A 15,051-nucleotide genomic window follows, 5' to 3' on the forward strand; every position below is an offset into this window, starting at 1 on the left:
GTCCTGGTGCGCCGCGCGTTTGGTCGGGTCGCGCCGCGATGTCCAGGCTGCATTGTCGTTCGGGGCGAATGTCGAAGAGACGAGGGCGCCCTGGAGCTTCATCGACTTGCCAACCATGTTGATCTTGCCCTGAAGTGGCATAAGGACTGCTTGCACCTGTTTTTCCTTGCGTCCACCATCCTTCGGTTCGACATGGAGCGCGGCGTGGATCCGCTTGGCCTTTGCGCACCGTCGTGCGAACTCGTAGGCGTCGCCGTCGTTTTCAGACCGAGACCAGATATGCAGCATCCCGAGGGTTCCGCTGATTTTACTAGCAAGAGTTGCAACGAGGTCCTGGGGTTGGCTGGCCCCGGGGTACGTATAGTCCTTCACCTCGATGAGCCAGAGCTCGTCATTCTTAAGGAGTACGATGTCGCACCCTTTGATGCCCCACCCTTTGACGTCGTTGTACTGGGCGCTGTCATCGAAGATGTGCACGGCGTCAGCATTGGGAAAGGTGAAGTAGATGCCGTCAACGAGAACTTCGGTGGACATGCGTATCACCTGGAGAGATAGCGCAGCGACTGCTCGGCTTCAGCCTCGAGCGCTGCGATGAAGTCGAGGTCGTCGAGGTCGTTGGCTGTGCTGACCTGTACGTCGGCACTACTAGCGTCGTCTCCACTCTGATCGCGAGTAAGACCAATGTAGCGTGTGGAGAAGTTCTCATCGGACGAAGACATCTGCAACTCGCGGAGGATGAACATGCTGTGCGTGGCGACGAAGATTTGGGATCCGCTCTTGGCAAGGTGGATCAGTGCGTGCGCGACGGCTTTTTGCGAGGCAGGATTGAGGTTGGCTTCTGGCTCATCCCAGAAAAGGTAGCCGCCGTTCAGGAGAACTCCGGACGAGATGAGGCGCACGATCATCGCGAGTTTCCGGTGGCCCTCGGCGAGCAGCGTAGCCTCCAGATTCCCGATCCCGGGCTGCCTGAGGAAGAATCGGCCACCTTCTTCGAAGACGGTCCCGCCTTGCAAGAGTGCCGAGAAGGGTTTGACAAGTGTGTTCGCGTCTTTGCCGCGTGGTCCCCGCAACGCGGGGATCTGCAACAGTTGGACCGTGTCGCGCCAGGTCTCTTCGAAGTTTGTCTCGCGGCTGTCGTATAGCGCTAGGAATGAGGAACCGAGCGATAGAAGTTCGTGCGTCGGAAGGAAGACGGGGGAGTCAGGGAGGTCCTTGGCAGGGTATGTCTCCGTAGCGACCTCGCGCTTGGCGGTGCTGGCGAAGCTGAAGACGAGGGGGTTACTGATTCCCTGATACTTGATGCCGACCTCGGCGCGGGTGCGGCCACGGGCGCGTCGGGTGAGACGCCCGAGTTGAGTCGGACGAAATACGCCGTCGAGCTTGGCAGCAATTTCGGTGTTGAGATCCCGCTTGGTCAGCTGGTCGGCATCGTGGAGCACCTTCGTGCCTGAATACAGCAACTTAAGGAGCTGAGACTTGCCCGCGGCGTTGTCGCCGACGACCACGTTGAGGTTCCGAGACAGGTCGATGTTCACGTCGTCGAAGGGGCCGAAGCGTGAGGCGGTCAGCTGTGCGATGGGATGAGTCGCCATAGCGCGAGTATACGTGTGCGGGAAGAAGCGATGGCTGTGGTGACTCCCCTGGCGCGCTAGCCTTCCGGCGTGCTCGAGGCCCGCCCGGCCCACTTGCAGTGTGCATCATGCGGCAGAACGTTCAGCAGTTGTGCGATGGACGTGGGCAAGAGAACTCCGCACAGTGTCCGAGGGTCGCTGTGACGACCTCCTCATTCTTCTCATGGCGGAGCTGGAAGATTCTCAGGCCCAGGCGCGTGTTGGACCGTGGGGCGTTGCTTTTCTCACATCTTTCACGAACGCTCCGGGAGCGCGGGCGGTCATGGGGCCATTTCGGCATCGTCGAGGGGGCGCTGGCTCACGCGTCGGTTCGTCGACGTCGACAACTGCCAACGCTGCCTGCTCGCCGCTGACTGCGGCTTCCTGGCTTGACCTCTACCGAACGTCTGAAGGGTCAGGAAGCCCCACCCTGGATGGATGGCCAACATCGAACCCTCCATGCTGGGTCTGCGATTCACGGGAACCGTGGGTGCATACAAGAGGACCGCGGCCGGGCCCGCCCCGCCGTCACCGACTGGCTGTGACGCCCGCCATGTGATGAGATGAAGGCTGTGACACGGGGTGCCGCGCACTGCGGCTGAGATGACACCCGTCGAACCTGATCCAGTTAGCACTGGCGAAGGGATTGTCCGGCATGTGCGGCGCTGATCCGCACGGCGCCAGACCCGGTGACCTCCATCGGTGTCCAGTGCGCATCGCCCGCGGGCCGCCTTCGCCTCGAGACGAGAGGCAACCATGAGCACCGACACGGCACTCAACGACGCCGCACCCACCAGCACCGCGTCCACCACCGAATCCGCCGCCGGCCCCCACGACGGCGCCCTGCCCCTGAGCGAGCAGGTCGTCGTCGTCACCGGCGGCGCCCGCGGCCTGGGCGCGGCCCTGACCGCCGCGTTCCTGCGCGAAGGCGCCCGCGTGGTGGTCAACTACCACTCCTCGCAGTCCGCCGCCGACGAGATCGCCGCCGCCCACCCCGAGCAGGCGCTCGCGGTGCAGGCCGACGTCCGCGACGCGGAGCAGGTCCGCAGCCTGATCAGCACCGCGCGCGAGCACTTCGGACGACCGGTGACCACGGTGGTGAACAACGCCCTGGTGGACTTCGCCTTCACCGGCGATGCCCGCTCCAAGGCCCACGAGATCACCGCCGAGGAGTTCGAGGCGCAGTTCGCCGGTTCGGTGACCGGCCCGCTGAACCTCATCCAGGCGGCCCTGCCCGGGATGCGCGAGGTCGGCCAGGGCAGGGTCATCACCATCGGCACCAACCTCTTCCAGCACCCGGTGGTGCCGTACCACGACTACACCGCGGCCAAGGCTGCGCTGCTCTCGCTGACCCGCACCTTCGCCGACGACCTCGGCCCCGACGGCATCACCGTCAACATGGTCTCCGGTGGGCTGCTGCGCACCACCGACGCCTCCGCCGCCACCCCGGAGGAGGTCTTCGACGCCATCGCCGCGGGCACCCCGCTGCGCAAGGTCACCATCCCGGAGCAGCTGGCTGACGCCGCCCTGTTCTTCGCCTCCCCGTGGTCGCGCGGGGTGACGGGGCAGAATCTGATCGTCGACGGCGGGCTGGTGAAGGGCTGAGCATGGGAGCGGTCGCACCGGAGGTCAAGCTGAACCTGTTCCTCTTCGGCGTCGGGCACCACAAGGCCGCCTGGCGCGCACCGGACTCTGCGGTGGAGCGGCTCGGCGACGTCGAGCACTACATCGAGCTGGCACGCCTCGCCGAGCGCGGAAAGCTCGACGCCGTGTTCTTCGCCGACGGCCACTCGCTGGGCATCGGCGCCGTCGAGGACGGACCCACCTGGTTCCTGGAGCCGCTGACGCTGCTCTCCGCCATGAGTCAGCACACCGAGCGGATCGGGCTGGTCAGCACCGTGTCTTCGACCTTCTGGACCCCGTTCCACGCCGCCCGGCTGCTGGCCAGCCTGGACCACATCAGCGGCGGGCGCATCGGCTGGAACGTGGTGACCTCCATGTTCGACGCCGAGGCGCAGAACCACTCCTATCCGTCCATGCCCGCTCATGCCGAACGCTACGGACGGGCTGAGGAGTTCATCGACGCCGTCACTCGGCTCTGGGACTCCTGGCCGCAGGAGTCCCTGCTCCACGATCGAGACGGACGCTACGCCGACGGCGGCCTGATCGCTCCCATCGATCATCAGGGTGAGCACTTTCAGGTGGCCGGCCCGCTGAACGTGCCGCGGCCGCCGCAGGGCCGGCCGGTGCTCTTCCAGGCTGGGGCTTCGGACCAGGGTCGAGACCTGGCCTCCCGCCATGCGGAGGCGATCTACGCGGCCGCCTATGACGCCGAGGCCGCGCGTGACTACAGCACTGACATCCGGCGCCGGCTCGCCGCCGCAGGCCGCGACCCCCAGGGCACGGCGATCATGCCCGGGCTGGTCACCTATGTGGGCTCCACCCTGCAGGAGGCACGCGCCAAGCAGGCCGCATTGGATGCACTGCTGCCCACCGAGGCCTCGCTCCGCCAGCTCAGCGTGTTCATCGGGCAGGACACCTCGGACTGGGAGCTGGACGCGCCCGTGCCGGAGCTGCCCCCGTTGGAGGAGTTCACCGGGCCGCAGGGTCGCTACGCGACGATCCTGCGGATCATCGCCACCGAGCGGCCCACTGTCCGGCAGCTGCTGGGCCGGCTGGCCGCCGGGGGAGGTCACTGCACCATGGTGAGCACGCCGGAGTCGATCGCCGATGAGATCGAACACTGGGTGGACTCGGGCGCCGCCGACGGCTTCAACCTCATGCCGCCGGCCTTGCCGGGGAGCCTCGAGGACTTCGTGGACCATGTGGTCCCGGAGCTGCAGCGTCGCGGACGGTTCCGCACGGACTACATCGGCACTACGCTGCGAGACCACCTGGGGCTGGCCGTGCCCGAACGGAGCACAGCCGTACCGGCTGCGGCGTTCAGTCCAGCGGGTGGCTGACCGGCAGGTCCTCGGCCAGCAGGTCGATCAGCTCCGCGGTCAGCTCGTCGTCGACGGCCAGCTCGGCGTCGTCGAGACGAGCGATCGGCGAGACCAGCCGCACGGAGGAGGCCAGGAAGACGTGGTCGGCGTCGAGCAGGTCCTGCGGCGTCAGCGGCCCATAGCCGAGATCCCAACCGGCCTTCTCGGCGGCGGCGAAGATCGCGCCCTGGGTGGTGCCGGGGAGGATCCCGGTCTCCAGTACCGGGGTGATGAGGCGGCGGGCTCCGTCCGCGCCGCGGGTGACGATCAGCACCGTGGAGGTCGGGCCTTCCAGGACCTGGCCGTCGGAGGTGGTGTAGATGACGTCGTCGAAGCCGTGGTCCTTCGCCCAGCGCAGGGAGGCCATGTTCACCGCGTAGCTGAGGGACTTCGCCCCCAGCAGCAGCCAGGGTGCGCGCTCCGCCGCCGTGGAGTCGTAGCCGCGGTCCAGCAGCGTCACCGCCACCGGCTGCCCGCGGGTGGCGCGCATCGCGTCGGTCACCGGGGTCAGCAGCGCCCAGTAGGTGCCGGCGAAGGCCGGGTCGTCAGAGGCGGGCTCACCCTCCACACCACGGGTGGCCACCAGCTTGATGGTCAGCTCCTCGGGCAGGGCGCCGCGGGTGCGGTACTCCTCGAGGCCCAGCTCGACGGCGGCCCGCCAGCTGGCCGCCGGCGGGAGGCCGATGTCCAGGATGTCGGCCGACCGGCCCAGACGCTCCAGATGCGCCTCGAGCTTGCGGATCCGCCCGGCCTCCGCATACATGGTCTCGAAGACGCCGTCGCCGCGCACGGCGCCCAGGTCCGTGACCCGCAGCTGCGGCTGGTGCGGGTCGAAGACCAGACCTTCAGGGTGCTCGACGTCGATCCGCACGGCGACGGCGGCGACGGAGTCCTCGTGGAAGTGCTCAGCCATGCCCCTCAGCATAGGGGTCTGGCCGGTGGAGGAGAACATCTGACACCGTAGGATGGTGAGCTGGACGGCGCCCTGATCAGGGCGGAGGGACGCAACAGACAGGGCGGGACGAGCGATGCTGTGGCCACTGAGCGGCCTGGGGATCGAGGGGCTGCCGCAATGGATCGTGCTCATCATCCTCATCTTCGAGGTCGGTGTGCGCCTGGCCGTGCTCGGCATCATCCCGGACAACAGGCGCCCCAACACCGCCATGGCGTGGCTGCTGGCGATCTTCTTCATCCCCGTCGTGGCCCTGCCCCTGTTCCTGATGATCGGCCGCAACAAGCTCTCGGCGCGCCGACAGGAGCGCCAGCGCAGCATCAACGCGGCCCTGCTGGAGGCCACCAGTCATATGGACCTCTCCGACCAGCTGCGGGACAAGGACGAGCAGCTCGGCGCCACGGCGGCCCTGAACAGGAAGCTCGGCGCCTTCCCGCTGCAGGAGGGCAACCGGATCGAGCTGATCTCGGACTACAAGGCCTCCTTCGACTGGATGGTCCAGGCCATCGACGAGGCCGAGGACTATGTGCACGTGCTGTTCTACATCGTCGGTGACGATCCCGAGTACGCCGGCCCCGTCCTGGACGCCCTCGAACGCGCCTCCGCCCGCGGCGTGCAGGTCCGCTTCCTCTATGACCATCTGGGCACCCTGCGGGTGAAGGGATATCGGCGCCTGAAGCGCCGACTGAAGCGGTCCAGCATCGAGTGGCACCGCGTGCTGCCCATCCGCCCGCTGCGCCGCCGGTTCTCCCGACTGGACCTGCGGAACCACCGCAAGATCGTCGTCGTCGACGGCAGGCACGCCCTCACCGGCTCCACCAACCTCATCGAGCCCCATTACCAGCGCCCGTCCGCGGCACGGATGGGACGGGAGTGGGTGGAGCTCAACGCGGTGATGACCGGCCCCGCCGTGACGGGGCTGGACATCGTCTTCGCCTCCGACTGGTATGCCGAGACCGGAGAGAACCTCGGCGAGCACCTGCTGGTGGACCCAGAGGCCGACGAGGCCGCCGTCGGAGGTTCTCTGGCCCAGGTGGTGCCCTCCGGCCCGGGGTTCCCCGACGAGAACAACCTGCGGCTGTTCAACGACCTCATCTACCAGGCCACCGAACGGCTGGTGATCTGCACCCCGTACCTGGTGCCGGACGACTCCCTGCTCTACGCGGTCACCAACGCCGCCCACCGCGACGTCGAGGTCATCCTGCTGGTCTCCAAGAAGGCCGACCAGTTCACCGTTCAGCACGCCCAGCAGTCCTACTATGAGGCGCTGCTCAACGCCGGGGTGCGGATCTTCCGCTACCCGGACCCGGATGTGCTGCACGCCAAGTTCATGATCATCGACGACGACGTGATGGTCATCGGCTCCTCCAACATGGACATGCGGTCCTTCTCGCTGAACCTGGAGGTGACCCTCATGGTGGTCGACGAGCAGAAGGTCCGTGAGGTGGAGGAGGTCTTCGCCTCCTACATGGCGATCTCCAGCGAGCTGCACCTCGAGGACTGGAGGCAGCGGCCCTGGCACGTGCGCTACTTGGACAATGTCTTCCGCCTCACCGCGGCCCTGCAGTGACGTGTCCTCACGGGCGCCTCGACACATGAGGTACCCTCAGAGGCTGTCCGTGCTCAGCTGAGCAGATGCTCTAAGCTGGAAGGCGCTCGCACACCAGACATTCATCCAGGTGAGGCCACCAATGGAGGGGCGATGATCCGAGATCGCACGCCACCGACGACGTCGGCGGCCGGTGCACGGCGCATCGCCATGCCCTCGGCTCTCCTGGCGGCCGTGCTCGGGCTCACCGGCTGCGGCTCGGACGGGGAGGGTTCCGAAGCACGGGACACCTATGCCGCCGTCTCCTCCGCCGAGGATGCCGAGCACGACGACGGTGAGGATACGGCAGAGGACGCCTCCGCGGGGATGAGCGAGAGGGACGTCGACGACGAGGCCGCGGCCCGGCTGGATGCCCTCAGCGAGGATGAGTTCCGCGAGCTGCTGCTGGAGGAGGACGAGCTTCCCTTCGAGCCCGACACCTACGTGGAGGAGTCCGGGGCAGAGTACTTCCACCAGCACATCGGCGTCACCGGGGACACCTACGTCACCGGCTTCGGCGATGAGGAGTGCACCCGGCAGATGGACGGGATCAACGAGCGCCTGGTGGGCCAGGACCCCCAGGACGGACTGATCCGGCAGGCCTCCCGCGCGACGGAGACCGGGGAGGAGCGCCTCTACCTGTGGATGCTCAGCTACGCGGAGGCCGTGGACACCGAGCCCCTCTGGGATGACGTGCTCGACGCCTGCGAGGGCCGTCGTCTGGAGGACGGGGCCGACACCATCGACTTCTCCGCGTTCGCCGCCGCAGGATTCCGCGGGCTCACCATGGAGATGGGCGTGGAGAACGGCTCCGACGTCGTCGAGATGGACGGGTACTCCGCCACCCGCGACATGGGCCGCAACCTGCTGATGATCAGCGCGGTCAACGTGGACGCCGCCACCTTCGAGGACGTCCTGACGGCTCAGGCCGCCAAGATCGACGCCCGGCTCGGCCGCTGAGCCCGCCGCCGGTTGGGCTCGCCTCCGGTTGGGCTCGCCCCGTCCAGATTCCTGAGCCCCTGCCATCTTCACGGGGCGCAGGGATCTGCGGGGGGCGGGAGCGGCGTGCGTGCCCCTCACCGCGAGGGGAACTCGACTCCGAGGGCGCCCAGCACTCCGGCAGACTTCGTGACGACCTCGTCCCACTCGTCGGCCGGGTCGGAGTCTGCGACGATCGCGCCTCCCAGCCCCAGGTGCAGGAGCGCCTCATCCTCCTCCGGGCGCCCTGGGGCGATGACCAGCGTGCGGATCAGCACCGAGAGGTCCGCGGCCCCGGTGGTGCTGAAGTAGCCTGCCACACCGGAGTAGGGGCCCCGCGGCCCGGTCTCCAGGCGCTGCAGGATGTCCATGGTGGAGATCTTCGGGGCGCCGGTCATGGACCCGGGTGGGAAGGCCGCGGCGACGACGTCGGCACGCGGCACCTCCGGGCTGATGCGCGCGCTGACGGTGGAGACCATCTGATGGACGGTCGGATAGGACTCCACGGCACAGAGACGCTCCGTGCGCAGCGTCCCCGGCACCGCGTGGATGGAGAGATCGTTGCGCACCAGGTCGGTGATCATGACGTTCTCCGCCCGGTCCTTCGGATGCGCGGCCAGCTCCTGGCGCAGCCGCGCGTCGGCTTGGGGATCCGCGCTGCGGGCTCGGGTGCCCTTGATGGGCTCCGAGCGCACCGTGCCGGCGACGTCGATGCTCAGGTAGCGCTCCGGAGAGGTGGACAGGACATCCACCGCGCCCGCACCGCCCGCACCGCACAGCCGCAGCAGCTGGGTGAACGGCGCCCGGTTGGCGGCCCGCAGCCGCCGGAACAGGGAGAGTGCGTCCAGCTGATCCGCAGGGGCACGTGCGGTCACCGCCGTGGTCAGACACACCTCGTAGGTGTTGCCCTCGTAGATCTCCCGCTGCGCCCGCGCGATCATCGCCAGGTAGTCCTCGCGGCCGTCCCGGACACTCAGCTCCTGGATCTGTGGGGGCTCAGCCTCCGGCGCCGTCGGCTGCGATGCGGGGGAGTCGGGCCCGGCGGCCAACACCTCGTCCCAGGCCAGCGCCGCTTCGCGCAGCCAGGCCGGGTCCTCGCCCAGGGACTGCACCTCCACCTGGCCCGCGGCGTGATCCAGCACCACCGCATGCGTGGCGCGGAAGAGGTGGGCGTCGTCGGCGGCGGGCCGCGCCGCGTGGGGAGCCTGCTGCTGCAGGTCCGGGGAGCCGACCTCTCGGCGCAGTTCGTAGCCCAACCAGCCGACCCAGCCGAGCTGGAACGGCTCCGGGGGGTCGTCAGGGTGGTCCTCTGCGAGGTCCTCGGGGTGTGTCGCCGCGCCCGTGTGCGGCCAGGCCTGGCGCAGCCACCGGAAGAATCCGCCGTCGTGCCGTCGCCAGGGCGCCAGGGCGGAACCGGGCCGGTGCTCCACGGTGACGCCGCCGCGATGCCGCACCTCCAGGGCGTGCTCGCCGCAGGAGAACGCGAGGATGCTGCGTCGGCTGCGCGCCGGCGCGGCGGTGCGGGCGTGGTCGCTGGAGTCGAGCAGGGCCGCCGGCGCATCGGGCCGGGCGGCGGCGAGGAGGGCGAAGAGCAGGATCGCCGCATCCTCGGGCGGCTGCTGTCCGGGCGGAGGAGCGGGAAGCCGGTGCCGGTGCACCGCCGGCGGGACGACGACCTCGGCGGGGTGGGACTGGACCATGGGAGCGTGTCAGTCGTCCCTGCCGAGGAGCCGACGACGCCGCAGCAGGTGGTGGCCGCCGTCGTAGAGCATCCAGATGCCGACGGCGATCTGCACCACGGACAGCCACGTGGCGCTGTGTCCGATCCACAGGAAATAGGCGCCGGTGGCCGCGATGCAGAAGCCCGCGATCACGGTGAACCAGGACAGGCGGCTGGTCTGGACGGTCCGCTCGGGCGGCTGGCCGGAACGGCGGCGCGAGGGGTCGGCGGGCATGGTCACCAGTCTACTGGCCACCCGATACGATGACGGGCGTGACAGAGGACCCCGTTTCCGCCGAGACTCGCCGCGGCCGGCCCCGCAGCGCCGCGTCCCACCAGGCGGTGCTCACCGCCACGGCCCGGCTGCTGACCTGCGGGGAGTACGAGTACGACGATGTCACCGTGGAGCGCATCGCCGCCGAGGCCGGCGTGGGCAAGCAGACCATCTATCGGTGGTGGACCAACAAAGCCGGCGTCGTGCTGGAAGCCGTGCTGACCGGGCACCTGCGTCTGGACTTCTCTCCGGTCCCCGAGACCGGAGATCTGCGCGCCGACCTGCTGGCCTGGGTGAGCGAGACCCTGGACGAGACCTTCACCGAGGGACACCGCTCGATGGCGCGCAGCCTCATCTCAGCCCTGGTCACCGGAGGGGCGGAGACGGACAGCCTGCTGGCCGCGTCGCAGATCTGGGAGGAGTCCCCGGTGGCGGACCGCCTGCGGGCCGAGCGCGACGTGGGGCGCCTGCGGGCTGATCTGGAGCCCAGTGCGGCGGCCGCGGCACTGGCGAGCCCGCTGGTGCTGCGCCTCATCACCAGCGGCCGCCCGCAGGACTCGTGGGCCCATTCGCTGGTCGACATCGTCCTCGACGGGGCCTGGGCCCGCTGAACCGCGTGCGGCGGATCGGCGGGAGCCGTCGTCTGCGCCCTCATGCTGTGATTCTCCTCACGGATGGCCTCTCTGTGCCCTCTGGGCATTTATGAGACGACTCGTTCCGTTTATTCTGGAGGGGCTGACGCGTGTCACCCGCGTCGTCCCCTCCTGCCCACCCCTCCACGGAGACGGAACCCACCCATGGCAAGACTCCTCCACCGGCTCGGTCTCTTCGCCGCCCGACGCGCCAAGACGGTCATCGCCGCCTGGTTCGCGGTGCTGGCGATCGCCGTGACCTCCTTCCTGTCCTTCGGCGGCCAGCTGACCGACCAGATCACCCTCCCCGACCTCGAGACCACCAGGGTGGCCGACCGGCTCGCCGAGGAGATCCCCGACGTCGGCGGCGGCAGCGCGATCGCCGTGCTCCAGACCGAGGACGGCGCGTCGTTCACCGACGAGCAGATCGAGGAGGTCGCCGCACTCAGCGAGGAGCTCGAGGCGCTCGAGCCGGTGGACGGCGTCACCGATCCCTTCGTGGCCGCCGCTGAGCGCGCCGACGGTGAGGCGGAGCTCCAGGACGCCCGGGAGGAGCTCGACGCCGGTCGTGAGGAGCTCGACTCCGGCACGGAGGAGCTGGAGTCGGGAGAGGAGCAGCTCGACGCCGGCCAGGATCAGCTCGACGATGCCCAGGAGCAGCTGGACGCCGCCGTCGCCGAGGCCCAGGCCGGCGGCTACTACGAGGCCGCCCAGGAGGAGCTCGACGCCCAGCAGGCCCAGCTGGACGCCCAGCAGACCCAGCTCGACGACACCCGCGCCGAGCTGGACGACGCCCGCGAGGAGATCGCCTCCGGAGAGGCCGAGCTCGCCGACGGGGAGGCCGAGCTGGAGCGCGGCGAGCAGATGCTCGAGCTGACTGAGGCGGCGCAGACCGTCTCATCCGACGACGACGTCGCCATCCTGACCGTCACCTTCCCGGAGGAGCTGCAGGCCGTCGGCACCGACAGCCTCACCCTGGTCTCGGACACGCTCGCCGAAGCGCACATCGACGGTGTCGAGATCCTGCCCTCCAGCGAGCTGAACTTCGAGATGCCTCACCTGTTCAGCACCGCCGAGGCGATCGGACTGATGATCGCCGCCGCCGTGCTGCTGGTCATGCTCGGCACCCTCATCGGTGCCGGGCTGCCACTGCTCAACGCCCTGGTCGGGGTGGGGATCGGAGTGGCCGGAACCATGTCCCTGTCCGGCTTCGTGGACATGATGAGCGTGACCCCCATCCTCGGGCTCATGCTCGGTCTCGCCGTCGGCATCGACTACGCCCTGTTCATCCTGCACCGTCACCGCACCCAGATGAAGGACGGCATGGAGCTGCGCGACTCCATCGCGCTGGCCAACGGCACTGCGGGCAACGCCGTCGTCTTCGCCGGGGCCACGGTGATCATCGCCCTGCTGGCGCTCAATGTCACCGGCATCGGATTCCTCGGGCTGATGGGCTCCATCGCCGCCGCCTGCGTGTTCATCGCCGTCCTGATGGCCGTGACCATGACCCCGGCGACCCTGTCGCTGGCCGGGCGCCGCATCCTCGCCCGCCGGGAACGCCGCTACATCGGCCTGCGGAAGGGCCGTCGAATCACCGAGCCGATGAAGACTCCGCGTGCCCTGGGGCTCGCCGCACTGGCGATCATCGGGCTCTGCGTGCTGGCCATCCCCACCTTCTCGCTGCGCCTGGGTCTGCCCGACGCCAGCTCGGACCCGGCGGACTCCACGTCATACCAGGCTTACCAGGCCACTGAGGAGGCCTTCGGCGCAGGGCAGAACGGACCGCTGCTGCTGGTGGCGGACCTCCCCGAGGGGCTCAGCGAATCGGAGGCCCAGGACCTGCAGGTCAGCGTCGCCCAGGAGCTCGACGCCCGTGACGACGTCGCCGCCGTGGTGCCCGCCGCGCTGAACGAGGACCACGACGTCGCCGTCCTCCAGCTCATCCCCGACGAGGGGCCGGCCTCCGAGTCCGTGGAGCAGCTGGTCCACGACCTGCGTGGCCCCGAGGCCCTGACCGGTGAGGCCGTCGACGGCGTCGAACTCTCCGTGGCCGGCATGACGGCGGCGAACATCGACATCTCCGAGGTCATCGCCGACGCCCTGCCCCTGTACCTGGTGGTCGTCGTCGGACTCTCCCTGCTGCTGATGATCATGGTCTTCCGGTCCATCCTGCTGCCGGTGGTGGCCACGCTGGGCTTCGTCGGGTCCTTCGCGGCCGGGCTGGGCGGCGTCGTCGCCGTCTTCCAATGGAGTTGGCTGGGGGACCTGTTCGGTATCACCGAGCCCGGGCCGATCCTGACCTTCCTGCCGATCATCATGGTCGGGATCCTGTTCGGGCTGGCCATGGACTATCAGCTGTTCACCGGCTCAGGGATGCGAGAGGCCTACGCCCACGGGGACTCCGCCCGGCTGGCGGTGCGCAAGGGGCTCCATGCCGGCCGCTCCGTGGTCACCGCCGCCGCGCTCATCATGGGCTCGGTGTTCGCCGGGTTCATCTTCACCGACGAGCCTATGGTCACCTCGATCGGCCTCGCCCTGGCGCTCGGTGTGCTGCTGGACGCCTTCGTGGTCCGGCTGGTGCTGGTGCCGGCCCTGCTGCACCTGGCCGGCCCCGCCGCCTGGTGGCTGCCGAGGTGGCTGGATCGGATCCTGCCCGATGTCGACGTCGAGGGCTCTGCGCTGGAGCGTCAGGTCCTGGAGGTGGACGAGTGGAGCGGCGCCGGCGGTTCCGCCGACGCTGCGGAGCAGGACTCCTCGCGGGTGCCGGAGACCGCCGACGCCGGGCGCTGACGTCCCGCCCCCACGCATCGAGTGGCCGAGAATCCCCTCATCTACCCGGTGACACGCCGTGTCGCGGGGTCAGATGCCGGGATTCTCGGCCACTCGATCTCGGGGGAGGGGGCGGCTCAGGCGGAGCCGCGAGGGTCGACGTCGTCGTCCCCGGCGAGCGGCTCCTCCAGCAGCTCGAACACGCCGTCGATGATCCGGTTCGGCCGGAACGGGAAGTCGGCGATGTCGGCCCGGCTGGAGAGGCCGGAGAGCACCAGGATCGTGTGCATGCCGGCCTCCATGCCGGCGACGATGTCGGTGTCCATGCGGTCGCCGATCATGGCCGTCTGCATGGAGTGGGCACCCAGGTGGTTCAGGGCGGAGCGGAACATCATCGGGTTGGGCTTGCCCACCACGTAGGGGTCGCGCCCGGTGGCCTTGGTGATCAGTGAGGCGATCGCGCCCGTGGCCGGGAGGACTCCCTCGGAGCTGGGTCCGGTGGCGTCCGGGTTGGTGACGATGAACCGGGCGCCGTCGTTGATGAGCCGCACGGCCTTGGTGATCGCCTCGAAGCTGTAGTTGCGGGTCTCGCCCACCACCACGTAGTCCGGGCTGGTCTCGGTCATGATGAAGCCGGCCTCGTGCAGGGCCGTGGTGAGTCCGGCTTCGCCGACCACGTAGCAGCTGCCCTGGGCGTTCGACTCCGGCGAGATCTGGTTGGCCAGGAAGGTCGCGGTGGCCAGGGCGGAGGTCCAGATCCGGTCCTCCGGGACGACCAGCCCCGAATGCCGCAGCCGGGCGCTGAGGTCCCGCGCAGTGAAGATCGAGTTGTTGGTCAGCACAAGGTAGGGGAGGTCCTGGCGGCGCCACTGCTCCAGCAGCTCAGCCGCCCCCGGAAGGGCCTCGTGCTCACGGACGAGCACGCCGTCCATATCGGTCAGCCAGCATTCCACAGAGTCACCGTTCATGGCCTCATCCTATGCAGTCTGCCTGCCCCTGCCCAGGACGCAGGTCACGTACCCGTCTGCGAGCCCGTCCCTCTCGTCGCCCGCGCCCGCGCCGGTCCTCGTGCCCTTGACGGGACTCGAGCCTCTGTGGTTCATTAGTGCAGTAATGAACCACAGAGGTAGTGGACTGGACTATGCTGGGCGGGCTCCTGAAGGAAGGTGAGGCAGTGGAAGAAGGTCGCGCACTCTTCGTGCAGATCGCCGAGCAGATCGAGGCGTCTGTGCTGGACGGCACGCTCTCCGAAGGGGAGCGGGCGCCGTCGACCAATGAGCTCGCGACGTTCCACCGCATCAACCCCGCCACCGCCGCCAAGGGGATCAACCTCCTGGTGGACCGCGGAATCCTCGTCAAGCGACGGGGTCTGGGCATGTTCGTCGCCGAGGGGGCCCGCGAGGTCCTCCGGGCGGAACGTCGGCAGCAGTTCGCCGAGAACTACCTCGAACCCCTGCTCGTCGAGGCCCGGGCGATCGGGCTGACCACCGAGACCGTCCTGGAGATGATCCGCAGCCGCGGATCTCGCTGACGGTCACCACAGG

The 15,051-nt window shown here is 68.8% G+C and carries 13 protein-coding genes and 1 riboswitch; of the genes, 7 read left to right on the forward strand and 6 right to left on the reverse strand.

The features are described from left to right. Positions 1 to 534 (reverse strand): hypothetical protein (locus tag ABD658_RS11085; protein WP_344744555.1); only part of this gene is annotated, 534 nt, incomplete at its 3' end. A 5-nt stretch (positions 535 to 539) separates the two neighbouring features. After that, positions 540 to 1,592, reverse strand: a complete 1,053-nt coding sequence (locus ABD658_RS11090) for an AAA family ATPase (RefSeq protein WP_344681494.1) — start codon at positions 1,590 to 1,592, stop codon at positions 540 to 542. Positions 1,593 to 2,178: 586 nt separating this feature from the next. After that, positions 2,179 to 2,274, forward strand: a riboswitch (TPP riboswitch). A gap of 92 nt (positions 2,275 to 2,366) precedes the next feature. Here ABD658_RS11090 and ABD658_RS11095 point away from each other — a divergent pair. After that, on the forward strand, positions 2,367 to 3,215 hold the full coding sequence (locus ABD658_RS11095) for a 3-oxoacyl-ACP reductase (protein ID WP_311025198.1): 849 nt from the start codon (positions 2,367 to 2,369) through the stop codon (positions 3,213 to 3,215). Between the two features lie 2 nt (positions 3,216 to 3,217). Then, positions 3,218 to 4,573 (forward strand): LLM class flavin-dependent oxidoreductase, encoded by a 1,356-nt coding sequence (locus tag ABD658_RS11100; RefSeq protein WP_344681492.1) that lies wholly within the window; start codon positions 3,218 to 3,220, stop codon positions 4,571 to 4,573. Here the strand turns inward: ABD658_RS11100 and ABD658_RS11105 are convergent. Next, complete coding sequence (locus ABD658_RS11105) at positions 4,554 to 5,507, reverse strand: aminotransferase class IV (protein ID WP_344681490.1); 954 nt, start codon at positions 5,505 to 5,507, stop codon at positions 4,554 to 4,556. The two genes, ABD658_RS11100 and ABD658_RS11105, sit on opposite strands and share 20 nt — an antisense overlap. 115 nt (positions 5,508 to 5,622) lie before the next feature. Here ABD658_RS11105 and cls point away from each other — a divergent pair, with 115 nt between their 5' ends. Together cls and ABD658_RS11115 are read left to right on the forward strand one after the other, a co-directional pair. Then, entirely contained in the window at positions 5,623 to 7,116 is a 1,494-nt protein-coding gene (gene cls / locus ABD658_RS11110) for a cardiolipin synthase (RefSeq protein ID WP_311025201.1), read from the forward strand. Positions 7,117 to 7,248: 132 nt separating this feature from the next. Continuing rightward, positions 7,249 to 8,094, forward strand: a complete 846-nt coding sequence (locus ABD658_RS11115) for a hypothetical protein (protein ID WP_344681487.1) — start codon at positions 7,249 to 7,251, stop codon at positions 8,092 to 8,094. Positions 8,095 to 8,210: 116 nt separating this feature from the next. Here ABD658_RS11115 and ABD658_RS11120 read toward each other — a convergent pair whose 3' ends face one another. Next, positions 8,211 to 9,812: an anthranilate synthase component I family protein gene (locus ABD658_RS11120; RefSeq protein ID WP_344681485.1), complete on the reverse strand. Its 1,602-nt coding sequence runs from the start codon at positions 9,810 to 9,812 to the stop codon at positions 8,211 to 8,213. Between the two features lie 9 nt (positions 9,813 to 9,821). Continuing rightward, a complete protein-coding gene (locus ABD658_RS11125; RefSeq protein ID WP_070158600.1) occupies positions 9,822 to 10,067 on the reverse strand; it encodes a hypothetical protein in 246 nt (81 codons plus the stop codon). A gap of 38 nt (positions 10,068 to 10,105) precedes the next feature. Between ABD658_RS11125 and ABD658_RS11130 the strand changes: the two genes are divergently transcribed. Next, a complete protein-coding gene (locus ABD658_RS11130) occupies positions 10,106 to 10,717 on the forward strand; it encodes a TetR/AcrR family transcriptional regulator (RefSeq protein ID WP_344681483.1) in 612 nt (203 codons plus the stop codon). Positions 10,718 to 10,903: 186 nt separating this feature from the next. Beyond that, complete coding sequence (locus ABD658_RS11135) at positions 10,904 to 13,528, forward strand: MMPL family transporter (protein ID WP_344681481.1); 2,625 nt, start codon at positions 10,904 to 10,906, stop codon at positions 13,526 to 13,528. Positions 13,529 to 13,644: 116 nt separating this feature from the next. Here the strand turns inward: ABD658_RS11135 and ABD658_RS11140 are convergent, their stop codons facing one another. Then, positions 13,645 to 14,475, reverse strand: a complete 831-nt coding sequence (locus ABD658_RS11140) for an HAD-IIA family hydrolase (RefSeq protein WP_344681479.1) — start codon at positions 14,473 to 14,475, stop codon at positions 13,645 to 13,647. Positions 14,476 to 14,681: 206 nt separating this feature from the next. Between ABD658_RS11140 and ABD658_RS11145 the strand changes: the two genes are divergently transcribed. Further along, entirely contained in the window at positions 14,682 to 15,038 is a 357-nt protein-coding gene (locus ABD658_RS11145) for a GntR family transcriptional regulator (RefSeq protein ID WP_344681477.1), read from the forward strand. The last annotated feature ends 13 nt before the right edge of the window (positions 15,039 to 15,051 follow it).

It is taken from the genome of Nesterenkonia aethiopica, from assembly GCF_039534665.1.
Classification (GTDB): Bacteria; Actinomycetota; Actinomycetes; order Actinomycetales; family Micrococcaceae; genus Nesterenkonia; species Nesterenkonia aethiopica.

What these genes read in the sequence shown, in the direction of transcription:
- ABD658_RS11105 (WP_344681490.1), bottom strand. Translation starts at nt 5,507, where the DNA reads ATGGCTGAGCACTTCCACGAGGACTCCGTCGCCGCCGTCGCCGTGCGG.
- ABD658_RS11140 (WP_344681479.1), bottom strand. Translation starts at nt 14,475, where the DNA reads ATGAACGGTGACTCTGTGGAATGCTGGCTGACCGATATGGACGGCGTG.
- ABD658_RS11115 (WP_344681487.1), top strand. Translation starts at nt 7,249, where the DNA reads ATGATCCGAGATCGCACGCCACCGACGACGTCGGCGGCCGGTGCACGG.
- ABD658_RS11095 (WP_311025198.1), top strand. Translation starts at nt 2,367, where the DNA reads ATGAGCACCGACACGGCACTCAACGACGCCGCACCCACCAGCACCGCG.
- ABD658_RS11135 (WP_344681481.1), top strand. Translation starts at nt 10,904, where the DNA reads ATGGCAAGACTCCTCCACCGGCTCGGTCTCTTCGCCGCCCGACGCGCC.
- ABD658_RS11100 (WP_344681492.1), top strand. Translation starts at nt 3,218, where the DNA reads ATGGGAGCGGTCGCACCGGAGGTCAAGCTGAACCTGTTCCTCTTCGGC.
- ABD658_RS11120 (WP_344681485.1), bottom strand. Translation starts at nt 9,812, where the DNA reads ATGGTCCAGTCCCACCCCGCCGAGGTCGTCGTCCCGCCGGCGGTGCAC.
- cls (WP_311025201.1), top strand. Translation starts at nt 5,623, where the DNA reads ATGCTGTGGCCACTGAGCGGCCTGGGGATCGAGGGGCTGCCGCAATGG.
- ABD658_RS11090 (WP_344681494.1), bottom strand. Translation starts at nt 1,592, where the DNA reads ATGGCGACTCATCCCATCGCACAGCTGACCGCCTCACGCTTCGGCCCC.
- ABD658_RS11125 (WP_070158600.1), bottom strand. Translation starts at nt 10,067, where the DNA reads ATGCCCGCCGACCCCTCGCGCCGCCGTTCCGGCCAGCCGCCCGAGCGG.